This window comes from Pseudomonas sp. zfem002 (assembly GCF_032621685.1).
Lineage (GTDB): Bacteria > Pseudomonadota > Gammaproteobacteria > Pseudomonadales > Pseudomonadaceae > Aquipseudomonas > Aquipseudomonas japonica.
Genome location: NZ_JAVYJH010000008.1, coordinates 162106 through 188153, shown reverse-complemented (window position 1 = coordinate 188153; position 26048 = coordinate 162106). Strand labels below are relative to the sequence as shown.

Sequence of the window (26048 nt, the reverse complement as noted above, 5' to 3'; positions counted from 1 at the left end):
GGTAATGGAGGCTTCCTCACATGCCTGGAATTGTTGGCCATTCGAATAGCCCATATCGGCTGTCACGGACAGCGCTTCTTGCCCCAGCTCAGCCTTGGCGGCTTTAGCCATAGGTTCAAGCTGCTTGCGATCATCACCCTCTTGCGTCACCTCGTGATGCAAAATCAGGCAGTGTTCTGCGTCAACGGCGGTCTGCACGTATAGGAAACACGCACTCCTTCCAGACGCCGCGATGAACGTATGCGCTGAAAATAGCCATAGAGGTAGAGTTTGAGCTGATCGGCGGGGTCGTACGCAGGGCGCCCGGTGGCCTTGGGCTGAGTTTTCTCAAAGCCGAGCTGACCCAGATCCAGCTTGGTGACATACAGGTCGATGACCCGTACGAGGTGATCTTCAGGGATCAATTCCTCCAGCGAAAAACCGGGAACAGACTGGTCTGGCTGCGAGACTCTCCTTGTATGTAGGCCATAACGAAAAATGCTCCGTATCTTTCGATACGGAGCATTCTCTTAAAGGGCCGGGCAGATTGCTAGGTTTTCACACAGTCTGCGAAGGATCCTTTCTTTCAACGCTGAGGGCTGGAAATCAGACGCCCGAAGCCTTGGCTGCGGCAACGTCCTTGATCGACAGCTTGATACGGCCGCGGTTGTCCACGTCCAGTACCAGTACTTCGACTTCCTGGCCTTCCTTCAGTACGTCGGTGACTTTCTCGACGCGCGAATCGCTCAGCATCGAGATGTGCACCAGACCGTCCTTGCCCGGCAGGATGTTGACGAAGGCACCGAAGTCGACGATGCGCTCGACCTTGCCGACGTAGATCTTGCCGATCTCGGCCTCGGCAGTGATACCCAGGATACGCTGGCGAGCAGCTTCAGCGGCTTCCTTGGTTTCGCCGAAGATCTTGATCGAGCCATCGTCTTCGATGTCGATCGAGGCCTTGGTTTCTTCGCAGATGGCGCGGATGGTGGCGCCGCCCTTGCCGATGACGTCACGGATCTTGTCGGTGTCGATCTTCATCGCGATCATGGTCGGCGCGTTGGCCGACAGCTCGCTGCGGGACTGCGAAATGACCTGGTTCATCTGGCCGAGGATGTTCAGGCGCGCTTCCAGGGCCTGGCCCAGGGCGATTTCCATGATCTCTTCGGTGATACCGTTGATCTTGATGTCCATCTGCAGCGCGGTAACACCTTTGGAGGTACCGGCTACCTTGAAGTCCATGTCGCCCAGGTGGTCTTCGTCACCGAGGATGTCGGTCAGGATCGCGAACTTCTCGCCTTCCTTGACCAGACCCATGGCGATACCGGCAACCGGTGCCTTCATCGGCACACCGGCGTCCATCAGGGCCAGGGAAGCACCGCAGACCGAAGCCATGGAGCTGGAACCGTTGGATTCGGTGATTTCCGATACCACGCGAACGGTGTACGGGAACTCGTCGGTGGTTGGCAGCATGGCCTGAACGGCGCGACGAGCCAGGCGGCCGTGACCGATTTCACGACGACCGGCACCACCCATGCGACCACACTCGCCTACCGAGAACGGCGGGAAGTTGTAGTGCAGCATGAAGGAGTCTTTCTTCTCGCCTTCCAGGGTGTCCAGCAGCTGTGCGTCACGCGCGGTACCCAGGGTCGCGACGACCAGGGCCTGGGTTTCGCCACGGGTGAACAGCGACGAACCGTGGGTTTTCGGCAGCACGCCGACTTCGACACGCAGCGGACGCACGGTCTTGGTGTCGCGGCCGTCGATACGTGGCTTGCCGTTGACGATGTTCTCGCGAACGGTGCGGTATTCGATTTCGCCGAAGATGTCTTTGACTTCACCCGCGGAAGGCTGGCCTTCCTCGCCGGAGAACTTGGCGATCGCCAGTTCACGCAGCTCACCCAGGCGCGCATAGCGGTCAGCCTTGACGGTGATGGTGTAGGCCTGGGAAACGGCTTCGCCGACTTCGGCGCGGACTGCATTCAGCAGTTCGGTGTTGGCGGCGGCGGCTTTCCAGTCCCAGGTCGGCTTGGCGGCTTCGGCGGCGAATTCCTTGACGGCCTGGATCACGGCCTGGAACTCGTCGTGGGCGAACAGTACGGCGCCCAGCATCTGGTCTTCGGTCAGTTCCTTGGCTTCGGACTCAACCATCAGCACGGCGTCGGAAGTACCGGCGACGACCATGTCCAGGCTGGAAGCAGCCAGTTGCTCGTAGGTCGGGTTCAGCAGGTAGCCGGTGCTCTCGTGGAAGGCAACGCGGGCGGCGCCGATCGGGCCTTCGAACGGAATGCCGGAGATGGCCAGGGCAGCCGAGGTACCGATCATCGCAGCGATGTCCGGATCGGTCTTCTTGCTGGTGGAAACGACGGTGCAGACGACCTGCACTTCGTTCATGAAGCCTTCGGGGAACAGCGGACGGATCGGACGGTCGATCAGGCGCGAGGTCAGGGTCTCTTTCTCGGAAGGACGGCCTTCACGCTTGAAGAAGCCGCCAGGGATCTTGCCGGCAGCGTAGGTCTTTTCCTGGTAGTGCACGGACAGCGGGAAGAAGCCCTTGCCCGGATCGGCCTGCTTGGCACCGACGACGGTGACCAGCACGGTGACGTCATTGTCGACGGTGACCAGCACGGCACCGGACGCTTGACGGGCAATGCGGCCCGTCTCGAGAGTAACGGTCGACTGACCGAACTGGAATTTCTTGATTACCGGGTTCACGGTTTCCTACCTTCTTCAGTTGCTCTTGGGGGAACTGGTTTCATGCGAATTCTTGGGCAGCATGGGGAATCGGCCCCATCGACCGTCCAGATAAAACTAGAGGTTGGGAGCCTGCCCTGCCCTCGCGGTAAACCGCTGGACGAGACAGACAACCAACCTCATAGATACGCGCGGCGTGCTCGTCAGCCGTGGAAGCATAGCCCCCGGCTGAAGACTGCAGCACGCCGTGCACACCACTGGCCGGGCCGCTATTAGCGACGCAGACCCAGACGACCGATCAGGGCGCTGTAACGGGTGGTGTCTTTACCTTTCAGGTAGTCCAGCAGCTTGCGGCGCTGGTTTACCATGCGGATCAGACCACGACGGGAGTGGTGGTCCTTGCCGTTGGCCTTGAAGTGGCCTTGCAGCTTGTTGATGTTGGCGGTCAGCAGGGCAACCTGCACTTCCGGGCTACCGGTGTCACCGGCGGCTTGTTGGTAGTCGGCAACGATCTGAGCTTTTTCTTCGACGCTGAGTGCCATCTGGCTATCTCCAAATCAAGGGAAACCCGAGGGTTTCCAACAGGCCAGGGACAAGTCCCCGTATTAAGTGAAATGAGGTGTGACCATGCCTGTTGACAGCCACCCTCGTATCCGCCCGCCACGGGCCGAAGCCCGGGACTGACGGTTTCGATCATTCCGACCGAATCAGTCGACGCGGCGCGATGCGCCCGTCTTCGCTCACTTCACCGATACCGATGAAGCGACCGTTGTGATCCTGTACACGGACCATGCCGAATTTCGGCGCGTCCGGCGAACGTACCGGCTGACCATGCAACCAGTAGAACGCACTGTGCTCGGAGAACTGCAGCAGCGGCCAGTCCTGCAGACCGCTGTCGGACGGCATCAGGAAGCGATCGATCGCTTCGTTGCCACCTTCGGCGTGAGCCTGCTCGAGCTCATCGAGCGTCACGGTCTGGGCCAGCTCGAACGGTCCGGCCTGGGTACGGCGCAGTTCGGCAACGTAGGCGCCACAGCCCAGAGCCTCGCCGATATCCTCGACCAGGGTGCGGATGTAGGTGCCTTTGCTGCAACCGACCGACAGGCGAACCCGGGTGCCTTCGCACTCCAGCAGTTCCAAGCGGCCAATAGTAACAGAACGCGCTTCACGCTCCACTACTTCCCCTGCACGCGCGAGCTTGTACAGCGGCTGGCCATCACGCTTGAGCGCCGAGTACATCGGCGGTATCTGACTGATTTCACCACGAAAACGTGGCAGAACCGCTTCGATATCGGCACGACCAACGGTCACTTCGCGGGTCTGCAGGATCTCGCCTTCGGCGTCCGCGGTGCTGGTGGTCTGGCCCAGTTGCATGACGGTCTCGTAGCCCTTGTCGGAATCGAGCAGGTACTGCGAGAACTTGGTGGCCTCGCCGAAGCACAGCGGCAGAACGCCACTGGCCAGCGGGTCGAGACTGCCGGTGTGTCCGGCCTTCTCGGCATTGAGCAGCCAGCGAACCTTCTGCAACGCGGCGTTGGAGGTGAACCCCAATGGCTTGTCGAGGAGGATGATGCCGCTGACGTCACGGCGAATGCGTTTGACCTGGGCCACCGGTTACTCCTTGTCGCTGTCCGGAGCGTCGGCGCTCTGGTGCAGGCTGTCCTCGGCCACGGCGCGCTCGATCAGCGCCGACAGGTGGGCACCACGGCTGACGCTCTCGTCGTAGTGGAAATGCAGTTGCGGCACGCTGCGCAGCTTCATTTCACGACCGAGCTGCATACGCAGGAAACCGGCTGCGGAGTTGAGGACTTTCAGGCTTTGCTGGATCTCGTCGCCACCTTCCTGGCCCATGACGGTGATGAACACCTTGGCATGGCCGACATCGCGGCTGACGTCGACGGCGGTGATGGTCACCAGGCCGACACGCGGATCTTTCACTTCACGACGGATCAGCTGGGCCAGCTCGCGCTGCATCTGATCGCCGATGCGTTGGGTACGGCTATATTCTTTTGCCATGTCTTGCTACCTGTAACTAAAGCGGCAAACGCCCGGCCAGGCTTTCAGCCGGACCGGGCGTTGCGTTCAGAGCGACTGCCGGAATACCCCAGTGTCGCTTCCAAGCTCGCGGATCAGAGCGTGCGAGCCACTTGGACTTTCTCGAAGACCTCGATCTTGTCGCCGATCTTGACGTCGTTGTAGCTCTTCACGCCAATACCGCACTCCATGCCGTTGCGGACTTCGGAGGCGTCGTCCTTGAAGCGACGCAGCGACTCCAGCTCGCCCTCGAAGATCACCACGTCTTCGCGCAGTACACGGATCGGACGGTTACGGTAGACCGTACCTTCCACGACCATGCAACCGGCGATGGCGCCGAACTTCGGCGAACGGAACACATCACGCACTTCGGCGATACCCAGGATGTTCTCGCGAACATCGCTGCCGAGCATACCGGTCAGGGCCTTCTTGACGTCTTCGATGATGTCGTAGATCACGTTGTAGTAACGCATATCCAGACCTTCCTGCTCGACGATCTTGCGCGCACCGGCATCGGCACGCACGTTGAAGCCGAACAGGACCGCATTCGAAGCCAGCGCCAGGTTGGCGTCGCTCTCGGTGATACCACCGACACCGCCGGCGACCACGCGAACCTGTACTTCGTCGTTGCCCAGGCCACCCAGGGAGCCTTGCAGCGCTTCGAGAGAACCACGCACGTCGGCCTTGAGGACGATGTTGAGGGTCTTCTTCTCTTCCTGGCCCATGCTTTCGAAGATGTTTTCCAGCTTGCCGGCATGCGCGCGAGCCAGTTTGACTTCGCGGAACTTGCCTTGACGGAACAGGGCGACTTCACGCGCCTTCTTCTCGTCGGCGACAACGCTCAGCTCGTCACCCGCATCCGGAGTGCCATCCAGGCCGAGGATCTCGACCGGGATCGACGGACCGGCTTCCTTCACAGGCTTGCCGTTCTCGTCGAGCATGGCGCGGACGCGGCCATAGTTGGAACCGCAGAGGACCATGTCGCCCTGACGCAGGGTACCGTCCTGAACCAGTACGGTAGCCACCGGGCCGCGGCCCTTGTCCAGACGCGACTCGACCACGACGCCACGACCAGGAGCGGTCGGCATCGCCTTCAGCTCGAGGATCTCGGCCTGCAGCAGAACCGCTTCGAGCAACTCGTCGACACCGGTACCCATCTTCGCCGAAACCTTGACGAATGGAGTGTCGCCACCCCAGTCCTCGGAGGTCACGCCGTGGACCGACAGTTCGTTACGGATGCGATCGAGATCGGCACCCGGCTTGTCGATCTTGTTCACCGCGACCACTAGCGGCACGCCAGCAGCCTGGGCGTGCTGGACGGCTTCGACGGTCTGTGGCATCACGCCGTCGTCCGCCGCAACCACCAGGATCACGATGTCGGTGGCCTTGGCACCACGGGCACGCATCGCGGTAAACGCAGCGTGACCCGGGGTATCGAGGAAGGTGACCATGCCGCGGTCGGTTTCCACGTGGTAGGCACCGATGTGCTGGGTGATACCACCGGCTTCGCCAGCAGCAACCTTGGCACGACGGATGTAGTCGAGCAGCGAGGTCTTGCCGTGGTCGACGTGACCCATGACGGTCACCACCGGCGCACGGGATACGCTCTCGCCTTCAAACTTCAGCGATTCGGCCAGGGAGTCTTCCAGGGCGGTGTCGCTGATCAGGGTGACCTTGTGACCCAGCTCTTCGGCGACCAGCTGAGCGGTCTCCTGGTCGAGCACCTGGTTGATGGTCACCGGAGTGCCCAGCTTGAACATGAACTTGACGACTTCAGCGGCCTTGACCGACATCTGTTGCGCCAGCTCGGAAACGGTAATGGTCTCGCCGATGGTCACGTCGCGGATAACCGGACCGGTCGGGTTCTGGAAACCGTGGGCGTTGCGCTTCTTCGGCTTGGACTTGCCACGACCGCCACGACGGAAGCCATCGCTTTCTTCGTCGGTGGTACGTGGAGCGGCACGCGGGGTCGGAGCTTTCTCTTTCTCCTTGACCTTCACTGAGACACGAGGCGCTTCGTTGCGACGCTCGCCACCGCGACGTTCGTCGTCACGGGCACGATCGTTGCGACGGGCGTCGTCCTTCTTGCGCTCGGCAACCGGAGCAGGCGCCGCAGCGGCCTCCACGGCAGCCGGAGCCGGAGCCGGGGCAGCTGGCTGGGCAACCGGCGCGGCGGGGGCGCTGGCCTTCTCGGCGGCAGCCTGACGACGCGACTCTTCCTCGGCGCGCTGACGCGCTTCGGCTTCGCTCTTCTCGCGCGCGGCGTTTTCGACCGCGCGACGCTCTTCCAGCTCACGCTTCTGCTCAGCCTGAATCTCTTCAGGGCTGCGCTGGACGAAAACCTTCTTCTTGCGTACTTCTACGCTGATGCTCTTGCTGCCGGCAACACGCAGGGTGCTGGTGGTCTTGCGCTGCAAGGTGATCTTGCGCGGTTCTTCCACTTTCGCCTTGTGGCTGCTCTTCAAATGGGTCAGCAGAGCCTGCTTTTCACTATCGCTCACCAGCTGACCGGCGTCGGTGTGCGGCAGACCTGCCTCACGCATCTGCTGCAGCAGGCGCTCTACCGGTGCAGCGACCTCTTGGGCCAGTTCTTTCACCGTGACTTGCGTCATGCACTTCTCTCCTCAGGCCAGCCTGCTTACTCGAACCAATGGGCTCGGGCGGCCATGATCAACTTGCCGGCACGCTCTTCGTCGATGCCGTCGATGTCGAGCAGATCGTCAATCGACTGCTCGGCCAGGTCTTCGCGGTTAACCACGCCGCGCACCGCCAGTTCCGCTGCCAGGTCCTTGTCCATGCCCTCAAGCGAGAGCAGGTCTTCGGCCGGGTGGGCGTCTGCCAGTTTTTCCTCGGTAGCGATGGCTTTGGTCAACAGGCGGTCCTTGGCACGAGCACGCAACTCGTTGACGATTTCCTCGTCGAAGCCATCGATGTTGAGCATTTCTTCCAGCGGTACGTAGGCAATTTCTTCGAGGCTGGTGAAGCCCTCGTCGACCAGCACCTGGGCCAGTTCTTCGTCGACTTCCAGCTCTTCGATGAAGTTGCGCAGGATGTCGCCAGTCTCTGCTTGTTGCTTGGCCTGGATGTCCGACTCGGTCATGACGTTCAGGGTCCAGCCAGTGAGCTGGCTCGCCAGGCGCACGTTCTGACCACCACGGCCGATGGCCTGGGCCAGGTTGTCGGCAGCCACGGCGATATCCATCGCGTGGGCGTCTTCGTCAACGATGATCGCCGCCACTTCGGCGGGCGACATGGCGTTGATGACGAACTGTGCCGGGTTGTCGTCCCACAGCACGATGTCGACGCGCTCGCCACCCAGCTCCCCGGACACGGCCTGGACGCGCGAACCGCGCATGCCGATGCAGGCGCCTTGCGGGTCGATACGCTTGTCCTTGGAACGCACGGCGATCTTGGCGCGCGAACCCGGATCACGGGACGCGGCCATCACTTCGATGAGACCTTCGGCGATTTCCGGCACTTCGATGCGGAACAGTTCGATCAGCATCTGCGGCGCGGTACGCGACAGGATCAGCTGAGGACCGCGGTTTTCGGTGCGGATTTCCTTGAGCAGCGCACGAACACGCACGCCGACGCGGAAAGTTTCGCGGGAAATGATGTCTTCACGAGCCAGCAGCGCTTCGGCGTTGTTGCCCAGGTCGACGATGACATTGTCACGAGTGACCTTCTTCACGGTGCCGGAGATGATCTCGCCCAGACGCTCGCGGTAGGCATCGACCACCTGGGCGCGCTCGGCTTCGCGAACCTTCTGCACGATGACCTGCTTGGCGGTCTGCGCGGCGATGCGGCCGAACTCGATGGACTCGATCTTCTCCTCGATGATCTCGCCAGCGACCGCGCCCGGCTTCTTGGCCTGGGCCTGGTCTACCGCCAGCTCGATCGCCGGATCGTCCAGATCTTCGTCTTCGACCACGGTCCAGCGACGGAAAGTTTCGTAGTTACCGGTGTGGCGGTTGATTTCCACACGCAGGTCCACTTCGTCTTCAAAACGTTTCTTGGTTGCAGTGGCCAGGGCCACTTCCAGCGCTTCGAAAATCACGCCAGCCGGTACGCCCTTTTCATTGGATACCGACTCAACAACCAGCAGTACTTCTTTGCTCATCGTACGCCTCGCCTTTCGCAAGCCATTGGAACCGCGTCAACCGCGGCTCCGGCATGTCTCAGTCAAAACTGGGAATAATGTTGGCCTTGTCGATCGAGTCGATCGGCAACAGGAACTCGTGATTGTCCACCTGGACCACCACATCCTGTTCCTCCACACCACGGATCAGGCCTTGAAAGTTACGACGACCTTCGAAGGGCGTACGCAGCTTGATCTTCACTTGTTCACCGGCATGCGAAGCGAACTGTTCAAGGGTGAACAGCGGGCGATCCATGCCAGGAGAGGAGACTTCAAGGGTGTATTCGGTGCTGATGGGATCTTCAACATCCAGAATACCGCTGACCTGGCGACTGACGATTTCGCAATCGTCCACCAGAATGCCGTCCTCTTTGTCGATATAGATACGCAGTACCGAATGCTTGCCCTGAGAGATGAACTCGATCCCCCAGCATTGATAGCCAAGCGCTTCGACTACCGGGGCCAGCAAGGCCTGCAACTGTTCTAGCTTGCTCGACACCTGAACCCCCTCGTGCATGCTGTGCAAATAAAAAATGGGCAAGCGCCCATCCATGAAATACGCCGCTGAATATCGGCGCTGAGAACTGTTTAGCTAACAAAAAGCCCCTGAAAAGGGGCTACGCTAAAACTGGTTGCGGGGGCTGGATTTGAACCAACGACCTTCGGGTTATGAGCCCGACGAGCTACCAGACTGCTCCACCCCGCGACAAAGCTGGGGCGAAAGTATACGACCGAACCCTCTGGAGGGTCAATCAACCTCCACCTGCAAGAAAGCCCGCGATTGCGGGCTCTCATGCTTCAAATGGTACCGAGAAGGGGACTCGAACCCCTACACCCTATGGGCACAACCACCTCAAGGTTGCGTGTCTACCAATTCCACCACCTCGGCAATACTACTTTGAAACCCGTTACTTCTGCTCTGGAACCTGAGGAACGTCACCACTGTTGCCGGCTTCGTTCTTTTGCTCCTGGAGCACCGGTACATCATCTGTTGCCGGTTTGTTCTGCTTCACTTCCAGTACCGCTGGATCTGGCAACCCTACTTGAGTCAGCTCGTGAGCTTTCTCCTTAGCAAAGTATCCTAACCCAAGAGCAGTTAAGAAGAAAGAGGCAGCTAGTATAGCAGTAACTTTACTCAAAAAGGTAGCGGAACCTTGGCTTCCGAACACAGTATTTGAAGCACCTGCGCCGAAAGATGCACCTGCTTCCGCACCTTTACCCTGTTGCAGCAGAACCAGCACTACCAAACCCAGTGCGCCCAACAGATGAAGAACGACAATAACTGTTTCCAGCATTTTTCAGTTTCCTGCGGCGCGACAAATTGCACCGAATTCGTCTGCGTTCAGGGACGCTCCACCAATGAGCCCCCCATCGATATCCGGCATGCCGAACAGCTCAGCCGCATTGGCCGCCTTCACGCTGCCGCCGTATAGAAGGCGCGTATTCTGCGCAACTTCTGCATCCTGTGCCGCCAACTGCTCGCGAATGGCTTTATGCACATCCTGCGCTTGTTGCGGCGTGGCCGTGAGGCCGGTGCCAATGGCCCATACAGGCTCATAAGCGATAATCGCGTCGGCAAATGCCTTGATACCCAACTGGCCGATGATGCTGTCCAGCTGACGCCCTACTACTTCGAGCGTTTTGCCCGCCTCGCGTTCTTCCAGGGTTTCCCCTACACAGAACACTGGCTTCAGACCACAAGCCTGGGCCGCGGCGAACTTTAGAATCAGGGTCGAGTCCTGCTCGCCCAGAATCTGACGTCGCTCCGAATGCCCGATCAACACCAGTTCGCAACCGGCGTCGACCAACTGACTCGGTGCCACTTCTCCGGTCAGAGCCCCTTGCTGGGGCTCCACCGCAGAGTTCTGCGCACCTGTGGCAATCGACTTGCCTTCAAGCCCTTCGATCACCTGGGTGATGAACAGGCTGGGCGGAAACACCGCGACATCAACACCGCTTGGCAGAGCCTGATCACTCAGGCCCTTGATCAGCTCAGCGACGCTGGCGCGGGTACCGTGCATTTTCCAGTTACCAGCTACCATAGGGCGACGCATGCTGTACCTCGTCGGTCAAAGTGGGCGCAGATGTTACCCAACCCGATCACTACTGGCAAGCGCAAATCAGACGCAAACTTCACTTACCAGTTTTGCCAGGGCTTCGGCATGCCCGCGGACCTGAGTTTCGTCGTCGCCCTCGACCATGACACGCACCAACGGCTCTGTTCCGGACTTGCGCAGCAAGACCCGGCCACGCCCCGCCATTTCCTCGGTGACGCGCTCACAGGCCTCCTTGACCGCCGGGTGCACCAGCGGATCGACCTTGCTCGCACCGAAGCGCACGTTGATCAACACCTGCGGGCACTTGCGCACGGCCTGACGCGCTTGGGCAAGGGTCTCGCCACGACGCTTGAGGGCCATCAGCACCTGCAGCGCGGCGATGATCGCATCCCCCGTGGTGGTGTGGTTGCAGCACACCACATGCCCGGAGTTCTCGCCGCCGACGACCCATTCGCGCTCCAGGAGCTCGGCCATGACGTAACGATCACCGACCTTGGCGCGCACGAACGGAATGTCCAGATCCTTCAGCGCCAGTTCCAGGCCAAGGTTGCTCATCAGGGTCCCGACCACGCCACCCTGGAGCTTGCCGCGCTCGTGCAGGTCGCGGGCGATGATGAACAGCAGCTCGTCGCCGTCGACGATGGCGCCGGTATGATCGACCATCAGCACGCGGTCGCCATCACCATCGAAGGCGATACCCAGGTCGGCATGCCCGACCAGCACCGCCGCCTGCAGCGACTCGATGTGCGTCGAGCCACAGTTTTCGTTGATGTTCAGACCATCGGGCTGAGCCGACAGGACCGTGACATCGGCACCCAGCTCACGGAATACGCTCGGCGCCACCTTGTAGGTCGCGCCGTGGGCGCAGTCGATCGCCAGTTTCAGGCCGGAGAAATCGGTGCTGCTCGGCACACTGCTCTTGCAGAATTCGATGTAGCGGCCCGCCGCGTCGTTGATCCGCGACACCTTGCCCAATTGGCTCGACTCGACCACGGTCATCGGCTGATCGAGCAATTCCTCGATCATCAGTTCTACCTCGTCAGGCAGCTTGGTGCCCTGGCCGGAAAAGAACTTGATGCCGTTGTCATCATGCGGGTTGTGCGAGGCACTGATCACGATGCCGGCTTCGGCATGGAAGGTGCGCGTCAGGTAGGCGATGGCCGGCGTCGGCATCGGCCCGAGCAGCAGTACATCGGCACCCGCGGCGGAAAGCCCCGCTTCCAGCGCCGATTCGAACATGTACCCGGAAATCCGGGTGTCCTTGCCTACCAATACACGGCAGTGCCCCTGCTTGCGGAAGGCCATACCCGCGGCCCAGCCAAGCTTGAGCATGAAATCCGGCGTGATCGGGTATTCCCCGACACGGCCACGAATGCCGTCGGTACCAAAATATTTTCTGCTCATAAATGCTCCGTCACTCTTTATTCGGCGGTTTGTACCGCGGCAATCATCCGTACGACGTCAACGGTTTCAGCGACATCATGGACGCGAAGAATGCTCGCCCCCTTGGTCATTGCCAGAGCAGCCAGCGCCAGGCTGCCGTACAACCGCTCGTTTACAGCCCGATTGAGAGTCAGGCCGATCATGCTCTTGCGCGAAACGCCCACCAGCAGTGGGCGCCCCAGGCGCTGCAAGCTGTCCATGTGTTTGAACAGGCTGAGATTATGCTCCAGGGTTTTGGCAAAACCGAAACCTGGATCAAGAATTATGCGCTCAGCCTCGATACCGACCGCCGCGCAGGCAGCCATACGCTCTTCAAGATAATCGCCGACCTCGCGGGCAACATCCTCGTAATGCGGGTCATCCTGCATGTTGCCGGGCTCGCCACGCATGTGCATCAGGCACACCGGCAGACCGGTCGCCGCCGCGGCATCCAGCGCGCCATCGCGCGACAGGGAACGGACGTCGTTGATCAGCCCCGCCCCCAGGCGCGCGGACTCGCGAATCACTGCCGGGGTCGAGGTATCCACCGAGATGACCACGTCCAGCTCGCGATTCAGCGCCTCGACGATGGGTGCGACACGCTCCAGCTCTTCCAGCGCGGTGACGACACGGGCACCAGGCCGGGTCGACTCGCCACCGACATCGATCAGCGTCGCGCCCGCCGCGACCATCTGCTCGGCATGGCGCAGGGCAGAATCACGCTGGGTGAAACGACCGCCATCGGAGAAGGAATCCGGGGTGATGTTGAGGATACCCATGACATGGGTACGCGAAAGGTCAAGAACCCGGTTGCCGCAAGGCAACCGGGTTGGGTATTGCTGTGAGGTCATGTCAGCCCTTAGTGTTGCGCAGCCGGACCACCGATCGGGGATTCAGGGCGGTCACCCTGGGACGCAGTGGTGCCCGAGGTACCGGAATCGTTATCCCAGTCACGCGGCTCACGCGGAGTACGGCCTGCCATGATGTCGTCGATCTGCTCGGCGTCAATGGTCTCGTACTTCATCAGCGCATCGGCCATGGCATCGAGCTTGTCACGGTTGTCCGTGAGGATCTGCTTGGCGGTGGCATAGCACTGGTCGATGATGCTGCGCACTTCGGAGTCGATCAGCTTGGCCGTCTCGCCGGACACATTGGTGTGCTGCGAACCGGAGCCACGCCCCAGGAACACCTCACCCTCTTCCTCTGCGTACATCAACGGGCCGAGCTTTTCCGAGAGGCCCCACTTGGTCACCATGTTCCGCGCGATCTGGCTGGCACGCATGATGTCGTTGGAGGCACCGGTGGTCACGCCATCGAAGCCCAGGGTCATCTCTTCGGCGATACGGCCGCCATACAGCGAGCAGATCTGGCTGATCAAGGCACGCTTGGACAGGCTGTAGCGATCTTCTTCCGGCAGGAACATGGTCACACCCAGCGCACGACCACGCGGGATGATCGACACCTTGTACACCGGGTCATGCTCTGGAACCACGCGACCAACGATGGCGTGACCCGCCTCGTGGTATGCGGTGTTCTGTTTCTCTTTCTCCGACATGACCATGGTCTTGCGCTCGGCGCCCATCATGATCTTGTCCTTGGCCAGTTCGAACTCCTTCATCTCGACCACACGCTTGCCACCACGTGCCGCGAAGAGGGATGCCTCGTTGACCAGGTTGGCCAGGTCCGCACCGGAGAAGCCAGGAGTGCCACGGGCAATGACCGCCGGGTTGACGTTCTCGCCGACCGGCACCTTGCGCATGTGGACCTTGAGAATCTGTTCGCGACCGCGAATGTCCGGCAGGCCGACCACCACCTGACGGTCGAAACGGCCGGGACGCAGCAGCGCAGGGTCGAGCACGTCCGGACGGTTGGTCGCCGCGATGACAATGATGCCATCGTTCATTTCGAAGCCGTCCATCTCCACCAGCAACTGGTTGAGGGTCTGCTCGCGCTCGTCGTGACCACCGCCCATGCCGGCGCCACGGTGGCGGCCGACGGCGTCGATCTCGTCGATGAAGATGATGCAGGGAGCGTGTTTCTTGGCTTGCTCGAACATGTCACGGACACGGCTGGCACCGACACCCACGAACATTTCCACGAAGTCGGAACCGGAAATGGTGAAGAACGGCACCTTGGCTTCACCGGCGATGGCCTTGGCCAGCAGGGTCTTGCCGGTACCGGGCGGACCGACCATCAGCACACCGCGCGGGATGCGTCCGCCCAGGCGCTGGAACTTGCCCGGGTCACGCAGGAACTCGACCAGCTCGCCAACTTCTTCCTTGGCCTCGTCGCAGCCGGCCACATCGGCCAGCGTGGTCTTGACCTGGTCTTCCGACAACAGGCGCGCCTTGCTCTTGCCGAAGCTCATCGGGCCGCCCTTGCCGCCGGCACCGCCCTGCATCTGGCGCATGAAGAACATGAATACGGCGATGATCACCAGGATCGGGAAGCTGGCCACCAGCAGCTGTGTCCAGATGCTCTGCTGCTCGGGCTGTTTGCCTTCGATCACGACGTGATTGTCGACCAGATCACCGATCAGGCCGTTGTCCTGTATCGCCGGACGGATGGTCTTGAAGGTGTCGCCATCGCTGCGCTTGCCGGTAATGACGTAGCCGTCGACCGCGACGCGCTCGACCTTGCCATCCTTGACTTGCTGAATGAAGTCGGAATAGTTGAGGGTCTGCGGCTCATTCGGGCTGGAGAAGTTGTTCATCACCGTCACCAGGACGGCCGCGATGATCAACCACAGGATCAAATTCTTTGCCATATCGTTCAATTCGCTACCCTCTGAAGCAGGTTTAGGCGCAACCGTGCCTCGCATGATAATCAGCGGCTTAACTTACTACATTACCTACAACGGCTGTTGGCACCGTCTGTAACCCTTTGTGAATCTAGACTACACGATGTTCATCCAGATCAGACAGGAGCGCTGATTGGAAAATACTATCGGTGGCCTTGAGAGCCGCCGCGCCACTGCCTTATTCGCCGCGATATCCCCTGGCCAACAGGTACTGTTCCCGGGAGCGATCCCGCGAAGAGGACGGCTTGCGCATCTGCACTTTGTCGAATTTCTGACGAACGTCCTTCAGATACACGTCAAAACCTTCACCTTGGAAGATCTTGATCAGGAAATCACCACCCGGGCGCAACACCCGACTGGCCAGATCGAGCGCCAGCTCGCAGAGAAACATTGCCCGGGGCATATCCACGGCGGGCGTACCACTCATGTTGGGGGCCATATCGGAAATCACAAGGTCTACCTGCGAATTACCTACGGCTGCGAGAATCTGCGCGAGCACTTCGTCCTGGGTGAAATCGCCTTGGATGAAGGTCACGTCGGGAATGCTGTCCATCTCCAGGATGTCGGACGCGATCAGGCGGCCCTGGCCACCGATCAGACGACTGGTCACCTGCGACCAGCCACCCGGGGCGGCACCGAGATCGATAACGCTCATGCCCGGGCGGATCAGACGATCCTTTTCCTGAATCTCCAGCAGCTTGTAGCTCGCGCGCGAGCGGTAGCCATCCTTTTGTGCCTGTTTGACGAAAGGATCGTTGAAATGCTCTCTCAGCCAGTTATGGCTGCTCTTGGAACGCTGCGCCACTGGGCACCTCGATGATTAAGCGTCGTGATTGACTGGGCGGAGCCACGGGCCCTCGGGTAAAATGGCCGCCATTTTTACAGAATCCAGACGAAAGGGTCAGATTATGCCGCTCAATAACGAGCAGAAGAAACAGTTCAAATCCATTGGTCACGACCTGAAACCGGTCCTGATCGTGGCGGGCAATGGCTTGAGCGAAGGTGTCCTCGCCGAACTGGAACGCGCCTTGGTAGATCATGAACTGATCAAGGTGCAGGTCAAGCTCGAAGACCGGGAGGAACGCCGGGCTGTGATGGACGAACTGAGCAAGGTCGGTCGTGCCGAGCAGGTGCAGATCATCGGCAAGATGGTCCTGCTGTACCGCCGCAACCCGCAGCCGAACAAGCAGCTGTCCAACATCCACCGCTACAAGTAAGGGTGGCTCCGGTCAGCGGCGCGGCTTGCGCGCCCTGGCCGGGACGGGCTGGGCCACCAGCACGATGCCGCTTAGCCCCAGCACGACGAAGCAGAAAACCTGCCAGCGCTCCCCCGCGGAAACGCCGTAACGCAAGGTGTAGTAACCGACGCACGCGGCGAAGCCGATCAACAGCAGTTGCCCGCTGAACATCCGCCACCAGGCGGACACCCCACGCAGCCGCGCCAGGACGCCCAACTGGGTGATCAGGCCCACTGCTGCCACACCGATCAACCAGCGATCGATCTGCGCGGAAATGTCCTGCACCAGCAAGGGCGCCAGGCCGCTGACCTTCAGTGCCGGCACCAGGCCGACATGAAACACCCACAGGCCACCGACCCAGAAAACCTGGGCCAGTTGCCAGAGGATGGCTTCGAGGGAATGCGCGCGAAGGCCGGCGTCAGACGTGCTTGACTTCGACAATCTCGTACTCGACCGTGCCGCTCGGGGTCTTCACCACGACCACATCACCTTCTTCCTTGCCGATGATGGCGCGGGCAATCGGCGCGCTCGCCGAGAGCTTGCCCTGCTTGATATCGGCCTCGTCCTCACCAACGATCTGGTAGGTCACCTGATCGCCGGTTTCGGTATTTTCGAGCTCGACGGTGGTGCCGAAGATCACTTTGCCGGTGTGGGCGATGGTGGTGACATCGATCACCACCGAGTTCTGCAGACGGCCTTCGATATCGCGGATCCGCGCCTCGACCATGCCCTGCTCTTCGCGAGCGGCGTGGTACTCGGCATTTTCCTTGAGATCGCCCAGTTCGCGAGCCTCACCGATCGCCTGGCTCAGGCGCGGGCGCTCGGTCTTGCTGAGGAAGGTCAGTTCTTCTTCCAGGGCGCGCGCGCCCTGGACGGTCATCGGGTATTTGGTAATGCTCATGCTTTGAGTCCTGCATGCAGATCCTGCAAGCGGCGAACGGTCTTTTCCGGACCGAACTTCAGCGCTTCGCAGATAGCTTCACCGGCCGCAATGGTGGTGGTGCAGTAGATCTTGTGCTGCAACGCATTGCGGCGAATCGAGTAGGAGTCGGCAATCGACTGACGGCCTTCGGTGGTGTTGATGATCAGCGACACTTCGTCGTTCTTGATCATGTCGACCACGTGCGGACGACCTTCGGTCACCTTGTTCACGCGACGCACTTTCAGGCCAGCCGCTTCGATGATCTTCGCGGTACCGGCGGTTGCGACCACTTCGAAGCCCAGGGCAATCAGGTCGCGGGCAACGCCAGCCACTTGCGGCTTGTCGTCGTCGCGCACGCTGATGAACGCGGTGCCGCCAGTCGGCAGGCGCTCGCTGGCGCCCATCTGGGCCTTGGCGAAGGCTTCACCGAAGCTGTCGCCGACGCCCATGACTTCGCCGGTGGATTTCATCTCAGGGCCGAGGATCGGGTCAACCCCCGGGAACTTGGCGAACGGGAACACCGCTTCCTTGACGCTGTAGAAGTTCGGAATGATTTCCTTGGTGAAGCCCAGTTCCTTGAGGGTTTTGCCCGCCATCACGCGCGCGGCGATCATCGCCAGCGAGGTGCCGATGCACTTCGACACGAACGGCACGGTACGCGAGGCGCGCGGGTTGACTTCGATCACGTAGATCTTGTCGCCCTGCAGCGCCAGCTGCACGTTCATCAGGCCGACGACGCCCAGTTCCAGGGCCATCTTCTTGACCTGCTCGCGGACTTCGTCCTGCACATGGGCAGGCAGGGAGTACGGAGGCAGCGAGCACGCGGAGTCACCGGAGTGAACGCCAGCCTGCTCGATGTGCTGCATGATCGCGCCGATGACTACGTCGGTGCCGTCGCAGACCGCATCCACGTCCATCTCGATGGCGCAGTTGAGGAAGTGGTCGAGCAGCACAGGGCTGTCGTTGGACACCTGTACCGCTTCGCGCAGGTAGCGCTTCAGCTCGTCCAGCTCGTAGACGATTTCCATGGCGCGGCCACCCAACACGTAGGACGGGCGAACCACCAGCGGATAGCCGATAGTGCCAGCGGCACGAATGGCTTCGTCTTCGCTGCGCACGGTAGCGTTTGGCGGCTGCAGCAGGTTCAGGCGCTGGACCATCTGCTGGAAGCGCTCACGGTCTTCGGCGCGGTCGATGGCGTCAGGGCTGGTACCGATGATCGGTACGCCGGCTTCTTCCAGGGCGCGGGCCAGTTTCAGCGGAGTCTGGCCGCCGTAGTGGACGATGACGCCCTTCGGCTTCTCGACCCGCACCACTTCCAGCACGTCTTCCAGGGTCAGCGGCTCGAAGTACAGGCGGTCGGAGGTGTCGTAGTCGGTGGAGACGGTTTCCGGGTTGCAGTTGACCATGATGGTCTCGTAACCGTCTTCACGCAGGGCCAGCGCCGCGTGCACGCAGCAGTAGTCGAACTCGATGCCCTGGCCGATACGGTTCGGACCGCCACCCAGGATCATGATCTTTTCACGGTCCGACGGGTTGGCTTCGCACTCTTCCTCGTAGGTCGAGTACAGGTAGGCGGTGTCGGTGGCGAACTCGGCGGCGCAGGTGTCGACGCGCTTGTAGACCGGGAACACTTCCAGCTTGTGGCGGTGGCGACGCAGGTTCTTGTCGGTGATACCCAGCAGCTTGGCCAGACGCTGGTCGGAGAAGCCCTTGCGCTTCAGGTTCAGCATCAGCGGCTTGTCGATGGCAGCCAGGCCCAGGGTCTTGACCTTCTCCTCGTCCTTGACCAGGTCTTCGATCTGGATCAGGAACCAGTGGTCGATGCTGGTCAGGGCGAAGATTTCGTCACGGGTCATGCCGGCACGGAAGGCGTCGGCGACGTACCAGATACGCTCGGCACCCGGCACGGTCAGTTCGCGCTTGAGGATGCTCGGGGTTTCCGGATTGGCCAGGTCGACTTTCGGGTCCAGGCCGCAAACACCGACTTCCAGGCCGCGCAGGGCTTTCTGCAGGGATTCCTGGAAGGTACGGCCGATGGCCATGACTTCACCCACGGATTTCATCTGGGTGGTCAGGCGGGCGTCGGCTTTCGGGAATTTCTCGAAGGCGAAGCGCGGCAGCTTGGTGACGACGTAGTCGATCGATGGCTCGAAGGACGCCGGGGTACGGCCGCCGGTGATGTCGTTCTGCAGTTCGTCGAGGGTGTAGCCGACCGCCAGCTTGGCGGCGATCTTGGCGATCGGGAAGCCGGTGGCCTTCGAAGCCAGGGCGGACGAACGCGATACACGCGGGTTCATCTCGATCACGACCATGCGGCCAGTGTCCGGGCAGATACCGAACTGGACGTTGGAACCGCCGGTCTCGACGCCGATCTCGCGCAGCACCGCCAGGGAGGCGTTGCGCATGATCTGGTATTCCTTGTCGGTCAGGGTCTGTGCCGGTGCGACGGTGATCGAGTCACCGGTGTGCACGCCCATCGGGTCGAAGTTCTCGATGGAGCAGACGATGATGCAGTTGTCCTTTTTGTCGCGGACCACCTCCATCTCGTACTCTTTCCAGCCGATCAGCGATTCGTCGATCAGCAGTTCCTTGGTCGGCGACAGGTCCAGACCGCGGGCGCAGATTTCTTCGAACTCTTCACGGTTGTAGGCGATACCGCCGCCGGTGCCGCCCATGGTGAAGGACGGACGGATGATGCACGGGAAGCCCAGCTTCTCGAGGACCGCATTGGCCTCTTCCATGCTGTGGGCGATACCGGAGCGCGGGCACTCCAGGCCGATGGCCTTCATTGCCTTGTCGAAGCGCGAGCGATCTTCGGCCTTGTCGATGGTGTCGGCATTGGCACCGATCATTTCCACACCGAACTTTTCCAGGACGCCTTCGCGCTCCAGGTCCAGGGCGCAGTTCAGCGCGGTCTGGCCACCCATGGTCGGCAGCAGCGCGTCAGGACGCTCTTTCTCGATGATCTTGGCCACCGACTGCCACTTGATCGGCTCGATGTAGGTGGCGTCGGCCATGGCCGGGTCGGTCATGATGGTGGCCGGGTTGGAGTTCACCAGGATGACGCGGAAACCTTCCTCGCGCAGGGCCTTGCAGGCCTGGGCGCCGGAGTAGTCGAATTCGCAGGCCTGGCCGATCACGATCGGGCCGGCGCCGAGAATCAGGATGCTTTTAATGTCTGTACGTTTTGGCATGGTTGTCACTCAAATCCGCAGGTCAGTCGGCAAGCCGTCTTGAACAATCTTGGTCAGGCGCGCCTGAACCGGACCGTGCCGGCTCAGGGCCTTCTCGCAGGGATGCTTAGCGGCGCTTGGCCATGGCATCGATGAAACGATCGAACAGTGGCGCGACGTCGGTCGGGCCAGGGCTGGCTTCAGGGTGGCCCTGGAAGCTGAACGCGCTCTTGTCGGTACGCTCGATGCCCTGCAGGGTACCGTCGAACAGCGACTTGTGGATGGCGCGGACGTTGCTCGGCAGGGTCGCTTCGTCGACCGCAAAGCCGTGGTTCTGGCTGGTGATCATCACCACGCCGGTGTCCAGGTCCTGGACCGGGTGGTTGGCACCGTGGTGACCGTGACCCATCTTCACGGTCTTGGCGCCGGAGGCCAGGGCCAGCAGTTGGTGACCGAGGCAGATGCCGAAGACCGGGACTTCGGTCTCGAGGATCTCCTTGATCGCCTGGATCGCGTAGTCGCAAGGCTCCGGATCGCCAGGGCCGTTGGACAGGAACACGCCATCAGGATTGAGGGCGAGGACTTCGCTGGCCGGCGTCTGCGCCGGCACTACGGTCAGGCGGCAGCCGCGAGCGACCAGCATGCGCAGGATGTTCAGCTTGACGCCGTAGTCGTAGGCGACGACGTGGTACGGCAGGTCGGCGGCTTCGATGGTCGGATGGCTGTCGGTCTTCAGTTCCCAGACGCTGGAGCGCCACTCGTAGGACGCCTTGGTGCTGACCACCTTGGCCAGGTCCATGCCCTTCAGGCCCGGGAAACCACGGGCAGCGGCGATGGCGGCTTCTTCGCTGATGTCGTCACCAGCGAGGATGCAGCCGTTCTGCGCGCCTTTCTCACGCAGGATGCGGGTCAGGCGGCGAGTGTCGATACCGGCGATCGCCACCACGTTGTTGGCTTTCAGGTAGTCGCTCAGGGACAGGGTGTTGCGCCAGTTGCTGGCGATCAGCGGCAGGTCGCGGATGACCAGGCCGGCCGACCAGACGCGGTCGGATTCGGCGTCTTCCGCGGTGGTGCCGGTGTTGCCGATGTGTGGGTAAGTCAGGGTGACGATCTGTTGCGAGTACGAAGGGTCAGTCAGGATTTCCTGATAGCCGGTCATTGCGGTGTTGAACACCACCTCACCAACGGTCTGACCGTCGGCTCCAATGGCTTCACCGCGAAAAATGCTGCCATCGGCAAGGGCGAGTATGGCTGGCTTAGTCAAGAAGACCTCCCGTAAATCAAGCCTGAAGGGGCGATCGCAGGTTGCAAAAAAGCGGAATGACGTATAGACACGTCACCCCGCTTTCTTCGTCGAATTATCTGCGCGCTTTTAGTGGACACACTAAAGCTGTAGCTTACAGAAAAACGCTTTTTTGGTCTACCACTGAAGTGTCTGAAAGACGCAGGAATGCGACAGGGCGCATCGTGAGGCGGGGATTGCCAAAGGGGCCGCTCACGACGAGCAGCCCCTTTGGCGTGTGGATCAATGCAGCTCGAGCACGTCCTGCATGTCGTACAGGCCGGCTTCACGGCCGTCGAGCCACATGGCTGCGCGTACCGCACCCTTGGCGAAGGTCATGCGACTGGAAGCCTTGTGGGTGATCTCGACCCGCTCGCCTTCGGCGGCGAACAGCACGGTGTGATCACCGACCACATCGCCGGCCCGGACGGTGGCGAAACCGATGGTCTGACGATCGCGGGCGCCGGTCTGGCCTTCGCGACCATACACGGCGACTTCGCGCAGATCGCGACCCAGCGCCGACGCCACTACTTCACCCATGCGCAGCGCGGTACCGGACGGCGCATCGACCTTGTGCCGGTGATGGGCTTCGATGATCTCGATGTCCACCTCGTCGGCCAGCACGCGCGCCGCGGTGTCCAGCAGCTTCAGGCAAAGGTTGACGCCGACGCTGAAGTTGGCGGCGAAGACGATCGGAATCTCCTTGCCAGCCTCCACCAGCAGTTGCTTCTCTTCAGGCGAGAAACCGGTGGTGCCGATGACCATGGCCTTGCCCGCCTTGCGGCAGAACGCCAGGTTCTTCAGGGTCACCGACGGGTGAGTGAAGTCGATCAGCACATCGAACTCTTCGCCCACCTTGGCCAGGTCGTCCGAGATCGGCACACCGATCCGCCCCAGCGCAGCCAGCTCGCCCGCATCGGCACCGACCAGCGTGCTGTCGGGACGGTCCACCGCCGCCGTCAGGCCTGCGCCTGGCGCCTGCTGGATCGCCTCGATCAGGGTCTTGCCCATGCGCCCTGCCGCGCCCATTACCGCAATACGTCGCATGTCCCGTTCCTTTTACAGATCGCCGAAGAAGCGTTTCACACCCTCGAACCAGCCACTGGCCTTGGGTGAATGGGAACTGTCGCCTTCCAGGGAAGCACGCAGCTCTTCCAGCAGCTCACGCTGGCGACGACTCAGATTGACCGGCGTCTCCACCGCAACGCGGCACATCAGGTCGCCAGCACCACCACCGCGCACCGGAGCGACGCCCTTGCCGCGCAGGCGGAACTGCTTGCCGGTCTGGGTGCCTTCCGGAATCTTCAGCTTGACCCGACCGTCGAGCGTCGGCACTTCAAGCTCGCCACCCAGGGCCGCGTCGGTGTAGCTGATCGGCACTTCACAGAACAGGTGCTTGCCGTCGCGCTGGAAGATCGGGTGCTCGCGCACATTGATCACCACGTACAGATCGCCCGTCGGGCCACCCTGGGTGCCAGCCTCGCCCTCGCCGGAAAGGCGGATGCGGTCGCCGGTATCGACGCCAGCCGGCACCTTGACCGACAGGGTCTTGTACTCTTCGATGCGCCCTTCGCCATGGCAGGAGTCGCATGGATCGGTGATGATCTTGCCCTGCCCCTGGCAACGCGGGCAGGTCTGCTGCACCGAGAAGAAGCCTTGCTGCATGCGCACCTGACCGATGCCGCCGCAGGTCGGGCAGGTCGACGGCGACGAGCCTTTCTTCGCCCCCGAACCATCGCACGGCTTGCAGTTGACTAGCGTCGGCACACGGATGTTGACCGTGGTGCCACGCACCGCTTCTTCCAGGTTCAGTTCCAGGGTGTAGCGCAGGTCGCTGCCGCGCTGGGCGCCGCCGCGGGAGCCGCCACGACCGCCACCGAAGAAGTCACTGAAGACATCGCCGAAGATATCGGAGAAATTGGCGCCACCGAAACCGGCACCGCCACCACCCATGCTCGGGTCGACGCCGGCGTGACCGTACTGGTCATAGGCCGCGCGCTTGCTCGCATCGGAGAGCACTTCGTAAGCCTCGTTGGCTTCCTTGAATTTCTCTTCCGACTCTTTGTCGTCGGGATTACGGTCCGGGTGATGCTTCATCGCCAGACGGCGATAGGCCTTCTTCAGGTCGGCCTCGCTCGAGCCTCGCTCGACTCCCAGAACCTCGTAATAGTCACGCTTCGCCATGGTTCTCTGCACTCTTGAGGACGTTCGGCAAACCTCTGCGCATCCGCGCTGTGCCGTCAGCACCGGCAACGAGGCCAGTGCTGGAAAAAATTCGGGTATTCCAGACACGCCAACGCGGGAGCAAGCCCCCGCGCGGCGACATCCTACCAGTCAACGTCAAACCTCAGTCAACCGGCCGACAACGAGCAGCAATTACTTGTTGTCTTTGACTTCTTCGAACTCCGCGTCGACGACGTCGTCGTGCTTGGCGTCGTCAGCCTGCTGTGCCTGGGCACCCGCTTCCGGCTTCTCGGCCTGCTCGGCGTACATTTTCTGGGCAACCGGAGCGGAGACCTTCGACAGCTCTTCGATCTTCGCCTCGATGGCCGCCTTGTCGTCGCCCTTGACCGCCGCTTCCAGCGCGGTCACGGCAGCTTCGATGGCGGACTTCTCGTCTGCAGTCACTTTGTCACCGGCGTCGGCGACCATCTTGCGAGTCGAGTGGACCAGCGCATCACCCTGGTTGCGGGCAGCGGCCAGCTCTTCGAACTTGCGGTCTTCCTCGGCGTTGACTTCAGCGTCGCGGACCATCTGCTGGATTTCTTCCTCGGACAGACCGGAGTTGGCCTTGATCACGATGGACTGCTGCTTGCCGGTAGCCTTGTCCTTCGCGCCGACGTGCAGGATGCCGTTGGCGTCGATGTCGAAGGTCACTTCGATCTGCGGCACGCCACGTGGCGCTGGCGGGATCTCGGCCAGGTCGAACTTGCCCAGCGACTTGTTCTGCGCGGCTTGCTTGCGCTCACCCTGCAGGACGTGAATGGTCACGGCGCTCTGGTTGTCGTCGGCGGTCGAGAACACCTGCGACTTCTTGGTCGGGATGGTGGTGTTCTTCTCGATCAGCGCGGTCATCACGCCGCCCATGGTTTCGATACCCAGGGTCAGCGGGCTGACGTCGAGCAGCAGAACGTCCTTCACATCACCGGCCAGGACCGCGCCCTGGATGGCAGCACCCATGGCGACCGCTTCATCCGGGTTGACATCCTTGCGCGCTTCCTTGCCGAAGAAGTCGGCAACGGTTTTCTGTACCAGCGGCATACGGGTCTGGCCGCCGACCAGGATCACGTCGTCGATCTTGCTGACGTCGATACCGGCGTCCTTCATGGCGATGCGGCAAGGCTCGATGGTGCGCTGAACCAGGTCTTCGACCAGCGACTCCAGCTTGGCGCGGGAGATCTTCACGTTCAGGTGCTTCGGACCGGTGGCATCGGCAGTGATGTACGGCAGGTTGACGTCGGTCTGCTGGCTGGAGGACAGCTCGATCTTGGCTTTTTCAGCGGCTTCTTTCAGACGCTGCATGGCCAGGGGATCGCCCTTCAGGTTCATGCCGGTTTCTTTCTTGAATTCGTCGACGAGGTAGTCGATCAGACGAATGTCGAAGTCCTCACCACCGAGGAAGGTGTCACCGTTGGTGGCCAGTACTTCGAACTGGTGCTCACCGTCGACTTCGGCGATTTCGATCACGGAAACGTCGAAGGTACCGCCACCCAGGTCATAGACGATCACGGTGTGGTCGCCCTTGGCCTTGTCCATGCCGTAGGCCAGCGCGGCGGCGGTCGGTTCGTTGATGATGCGCTTGACGTCCAGACCGGCGATACGACCGGCGTCCTTGGTCGCCTGGCGCTGGCTGTCGTTGAAGTACGCAGGAACGGTGATGACCGCTTCGGTCACTGCTTCGCCGAGGTAGTCTTCGGCGGTTTTCTTCATTTTCTTCAGGACTTCGGCGCTGATTTGCGGCGGAGCCATTTTCTGGCCGTTGACTTCGACCCAGGCGTCGCTGTTGTCAGCCTTGACGATCTTGTACGGAACCATCTGGATGTCTTTCTGCACGACGTCTTCTTCGAAACGACGGCCGATCAGACGTTTTACCGCGTACAGGGTGTTGTGCGGGTTGGTGACGGCCTGACGCTTGGCCGACTGGCCAACCAGGATTTCGCCGTCATTGGCGTAAGCGATGATCGACGGCGTGGTGCGAGCGCCTTCGGCGTTCTCGATCACCTTGACGTTGCCGTTTTCCAGAATGGAGACGCAGGAGTTGGTGGTCCCCAGGTCGATACCGATGATTTTGCCCATGTTAACTCTCCCG

The 26048-nt window shown here is 61.3% G+C and carries 21 protein-coding genes, 2 tRNA genes and 1 pseudogene; 1 reads left to right on the top strand and 23 read right to left on the bottom strand.

The window, feature by feature from the left end; translation table 11 throughout:
- The 16 genes and pseudogenes from RTI28_RS12110 to rlmE form a co-directional block, all read right to left on the bottom strand.
- A pseudogene (locus RTI28_RS12110) lies at positions 1-469 on the bottom strand (transposase); the annotation flags it as partial.
- Between the two features lie 116 nt (positions 470-585).
- Complete coding sequence (gene pnp, locus RTI28_RS12105) at positions 586-2691, bottom strand: polyribonucleotide nucleotidyltransferase (protein WP_316920659.1); 2106 nt, start codon at positions 2689-2691, stop codon at positions 586-588.
- Between the two features lie 251 nt (positions 2692-2942).
- Positions 2943-3212 carry a 30S ribosomal protein S15 gene (rpsO, locus tag RTI28_RS12100; RefSeq protein ID WP_009404303.1) on the bottom strand — a complete coding sequence of 90 codons (270 nt, stop codon included), beginning with the start codon at positions 3210-3212 and terminating at the stop codon, positions 2943-2945.
- Between the two features lie 151 nt (positions 3213-3363).
- Positions 3364-4281: a tRNA pseudouridine(55) synthase TruB gene (gene truB, locus RTI28_RS12095; RefSeq protein WP_316920658.1), complete on the bottom strand. Its 918-nt coding sequence runs from the start codon at positions 4279-4281 to the stop codon at positions 3364-3366.
- A gap of 3 nt (positions 4282-4284) precedes the next feature.
- On the bottom strand, positions 4285-4686 hold the full coding sequence (gene rbfA / locus RTI28_RS12090) for a 30S ribosome-binding factor RbfA (protein ID WP_042125740.1): 402 nt from the start codon (positions 4684-4686) through the stop codon (positions 4285-4287).
- A gap of 113 nt (positions 4687-4799) precedes the next feature.
- Positions 4800-7316 (bottom strand): translation initiation factor IF-2, encoded by a 2517-nt coding sequence (infB, locus tag RTI28_RS12085; protein WP_316920657.1) that lies wholly within the window; start codon positions 7314-7316, stop codon positions 4800-4802.
- 26 nt (positions 7317-7342) lie between these two features.
- Entirely contained in the window at positions 7343-8824 is a 1482-nt protein-coding gene (nusA, locus tag RTI28_RS12080; RefSeq protein ID WP_042125737.1) for a transcription termination factor NusA, read from the bottom strand.
- 58 nt (positions 8825-8882) lie between these two features.
- Positions 8883-9341, bottom strand: coding sequence for a ribosome maturation factor RimP (gene rimP / locus RTI28_RS12075; protein ID WP_316920664.1), 459 nt, complete (start codon positions 9339-9341; stop codon positions 8883-8885).
- A gap of 130 nt (positions 9342-9471) precedes the next feature.
- Positions 9472-9548: transfer RNA gene (locus tag RTI28_RS12070), tRNA-Met, on the bottom strand.
- A 97-nt stretch (positions 9549-9645) separates the two neighbouring features.
- Positions 9646-9731: transfer RNA gene (locus tag RTI28_RS12065), tRNA-Leu, on the bottom strand.
- Between the two features lie 19 nt (positions 9732-9750).
- Entirely contained in the window at positions 9751-10137 is a 387-nt protein-coding gene (secG, locus tag RTI28_RS12060; protein ID WP_316920656.1) for a preprotein translocase subunit SecG, read from the bottom strand.
- Positions 10138-10140: 3 nt separating this feature from the next.
- Positions 10141-10896: a triose-phosphate isomerase gene (tpiA, locus tag RTI28_RS12055; protein ID WP_042125732.1), complete on the bottom strand. Its 756-nt coding sequence runs from the start codon at positions 10894-10896 to the stop codon at positions 10141-10143.
- A gap of 66 nt (positions 10897-10962) precedes the next feature.
- The gene (gene glmM, locus RTI28_RS12050) at positions 10963-12303 is read right to left on the bottom strand and encodes a phosphoglucosamine mutase (RefSeq protein WP_316920655.1); all 1341 of its coding nucleotides are present in this window, start codon (positions 12301-12303) and stop codon (positions 10963-10965) included.
- A gap of 17 nt (positions 12304-12320) precedes the next feature.
- The gene (gene folP / locus RTI28_RS12045; protein WP_316920654.1) at positions 12321-13172 is read right to left on the bottom strand and encodes a dihydropteroate synthase; all 852 of its coding nucleotides are present in this window, start codon (positions 13170-13172) and stop codon (positions 12321-12323) included.
- An 8-nt stretch (positions 13173-13180) separates the two neighbouring features.
- Positions 13181-15088, bottom strand: a complete 1908-nt coding sequence (gene ftsH / locus RTI28_RS12040; RefSeq protein ID WP_316920653.1) for an ATP-dependent zinc metalloprotease FtsH — start codon at positions 15086-15088, stop codon at positions 13181-13183.
- Between the two features lie 211 nt (positions 15089-15299).
- Positions 15300-15926: a 23S rRNA (uridine(2552)-2'-O)-methyltransferase RlmE gene (gene rlmE, locus RTI28_RS12035; RefSeq protein ID WP_316920652.1), complete on the bottom strand. Its 627-nt coding sequence runs from the start codon at positions 15924-15926 to the stop codon at positions 15300-15302.
- Positions 15927-16029: 103 nt separating this feature from the next.
- On the opposite strand from rlmE, the gene yhbY reads away from it, so the two are divergent.
- The gene (yhbY, locus tag RTI28_RS12030) at positions 16030-16338 is read left to right on the top strand and encodes a ribosome assembly RNA-binding protein YhbY (protein ID WP_042125721.1); all 309 of its coding nucleotides are present in this window, start codon (positions 16030-16032) and stop codon (positions 16336-16338) included.
- A gap of 12 nt (positions 16339-16350) precedes the next feature.
- Here yhbY and RTI28_RS12025 read toward each other — a convergent pair whose 3' ends face one another.
- The 7 genes from RTI28_RS12025 to dnaK all read right to left on the bottom strand — a co-directional run bounded on the left by RTI28_RS12025 (position 16351) and on the right by dnaK (position 26035).
- The gene (locus RTI28_RS12025) at positions 16351-16800 is read right to left on the bottom strand and encodes a hypothetical protein (protein WP_052419453.1); all 450 of its coding nucleotides are present in this window, start codon (positions 16798-16800) and stop codon (positions 16351-16353) included.
- Entirely contained in the window at positions 16778-17260 is a 483-nt protein-coding gene (gene greA, locus RTI28_RS12020) for a transcription elongation factor GreA (RefSeq protein ID WP_316920651.1), read from the bottom strand. Before greA ends, RTI28_RS12025 begins: the two co-directional genes overlap by 23 nt.
- Positions 17257-20478: a carbamoyl-phosphate synthase large subunit gene (gene carB / locus RTI28_RS12015; protein WP_316920650.1), complete on the bottom strand. Its 3222-nt coding sequence runs from the start codon at positions 20476-20478 to the stop codon at positions 17257-17259. Before carB ends, greA begins: the two co-directional genes overlap by 4 nt.
- 106 nt (positions 20479-20584) lie before the next feature.
- Positions 20585-21721 (bottom strand): glutamine-hydrolyzing carbamoyl-phosphate synthase small subunit, encoded by a 1137-nt coding sequence (gene carA / locus RTI28_RS12010; protein WP_316920649.1) that lies wholly within the window; start codon positions 21719-21721, stop codon positions 20585-20587.
- Positions 21722-21982: 261 nt separating this feature from the next.
- Positions 21983-22786, bottom strand: a complete 804-nt coding sequence (dapB, locus tag RTI28_RS12005) for a 4-hydroxy-tetrahydrodipicolinate reductase (protein WP_316920648.1) — start codon at positions 22784-22786, stop codon at positions 21983-21985.
- A gap of 12 nt (positions 22787-22798) precedes the next feature.
- Positions 22799-23923 carry a molecular chaperone DnaJ gene (gene dnaJ, locus RTI28_RS12000; RefSeq protein WP_316920647.1) on the bottom strand — a complete coding sequence of 375 codons (1125 nt, stop codon included), beginning with the start codon at positions 23921-23923 and terminating at the stop codon, positions 22799-22801.
- Positions 23924-24115: 192 nt separating this feature from the next.
- Positions 24116-26035, bottom strand: a complete 1920-nt coding sequence (dnaK, locus tag RTI28_RS11995; RefSeq protein ID WP_316920646.1) for a molecular chaperone DnaK — start codon at positions 26033-26035, stop codon at positions 24116-24118.
- Positions 26036-26048: the final 13 nt, after the last annotated feature.

Bases quoted from the DNA above. Each gene is read 5' to 3' on its own strand.
- glmM (WP_316920655.1), bottom strand. From the start codon at position 12,303: ATGAGCAGAAAATATTTTGGTACCGACGGCATTCGTGGCCGTGTCGGG.
- yhbY (WP_042125721.1), top strand. From the start codon at position 16,030: ATGCCGCTCAATAACGAGCAGAAGAAACAGTTCAAATCCATTGGTCAC.
- dnaJ (WP_316920647.1), bottom strand. From the start codon at position 23,923: ATGGCGAAGCGTGACTATTACGAGGTTCTGGGAGTCGAGCGAGGCTCG.
- greA (WP_316920651.1), bottom strand. From the start codon at position 17,260: ATGAGCATTACCAAATACCCGATGACCGTCCAGGGCGCGCGCGCCCTG.
- rpsO (WP_009404303.1), bottom strand. From the start codon at position 3,212: ATGGCACTCAGCGTCGAAGAAAAAGCTCAGATCGTTGCCGACTACCAA.
- dapB (WP_316920648.1), bottom strand. From the start codon at position 22,786: ATGCGACGTATTGCGGTAATGGGCGCGGCAGGGCGCATGGGCAAGACC.
- secG (WP_316920656.1), bottom strand. From the start codon at position 10,137: ATGCTGGAAACAGTTATTGTCGTTCTTCATCTGTTGGGCGCACTGGGT.
- nusA (WP_042125737.1), bottom strand. From the start codon at position 8,824: ATGAGCAAAGAAGTACTGCTGGTTGTTGAGTCGGTATCCAATGAAAAG.
- dnaK (WP_316920646.1), bottom strand. From the start codon at position 26,035: ATGGGCAAAATCATCGGTATCGACCTGGGGACCACCAACTCCTGCGTC.
- tpiA (WP_042125732.1), bottom strand. From the start codon at position 10,896: ATGCGTCGCCCTATGGTAGCTGGTAACTGGAAAATGCACGGTACCCGC.
- folP (WP_316920654.1), bottom strand. From the start codon at position 13,172: ATGACCTCACAGCAATACCCAACCCGGTTGCCTTGCGGCAACCGGGTT.
- infB (WP_316920657.1), bottom strand. From the start codon at position 7,316: ATGACGCAAGTCACGGTGAAAGAACTGGCCCAAGAGGTCGCTGCACCG.
- carB (WP_316920650.1), bottom strand. From the start codon at position 20,478: ATGCCAAAACGTACAGACATTAAAAGCATCCTGATTCTCGGCGCCGGC.
- rbfA (WP_042125740.1), bottom strand. From the start codon at position 4,686: ATGGCAAAAGAATATAGCCGTACCCAACGCATCGGCGATCAGATGCAG.
- ftsH (WP_316920653.1), bottom strand. From the start codon at position 15,088: ATGGCAAAGAATTTGATCCTGTGGTTGATCATCGCGGCCGTCCTGGTG.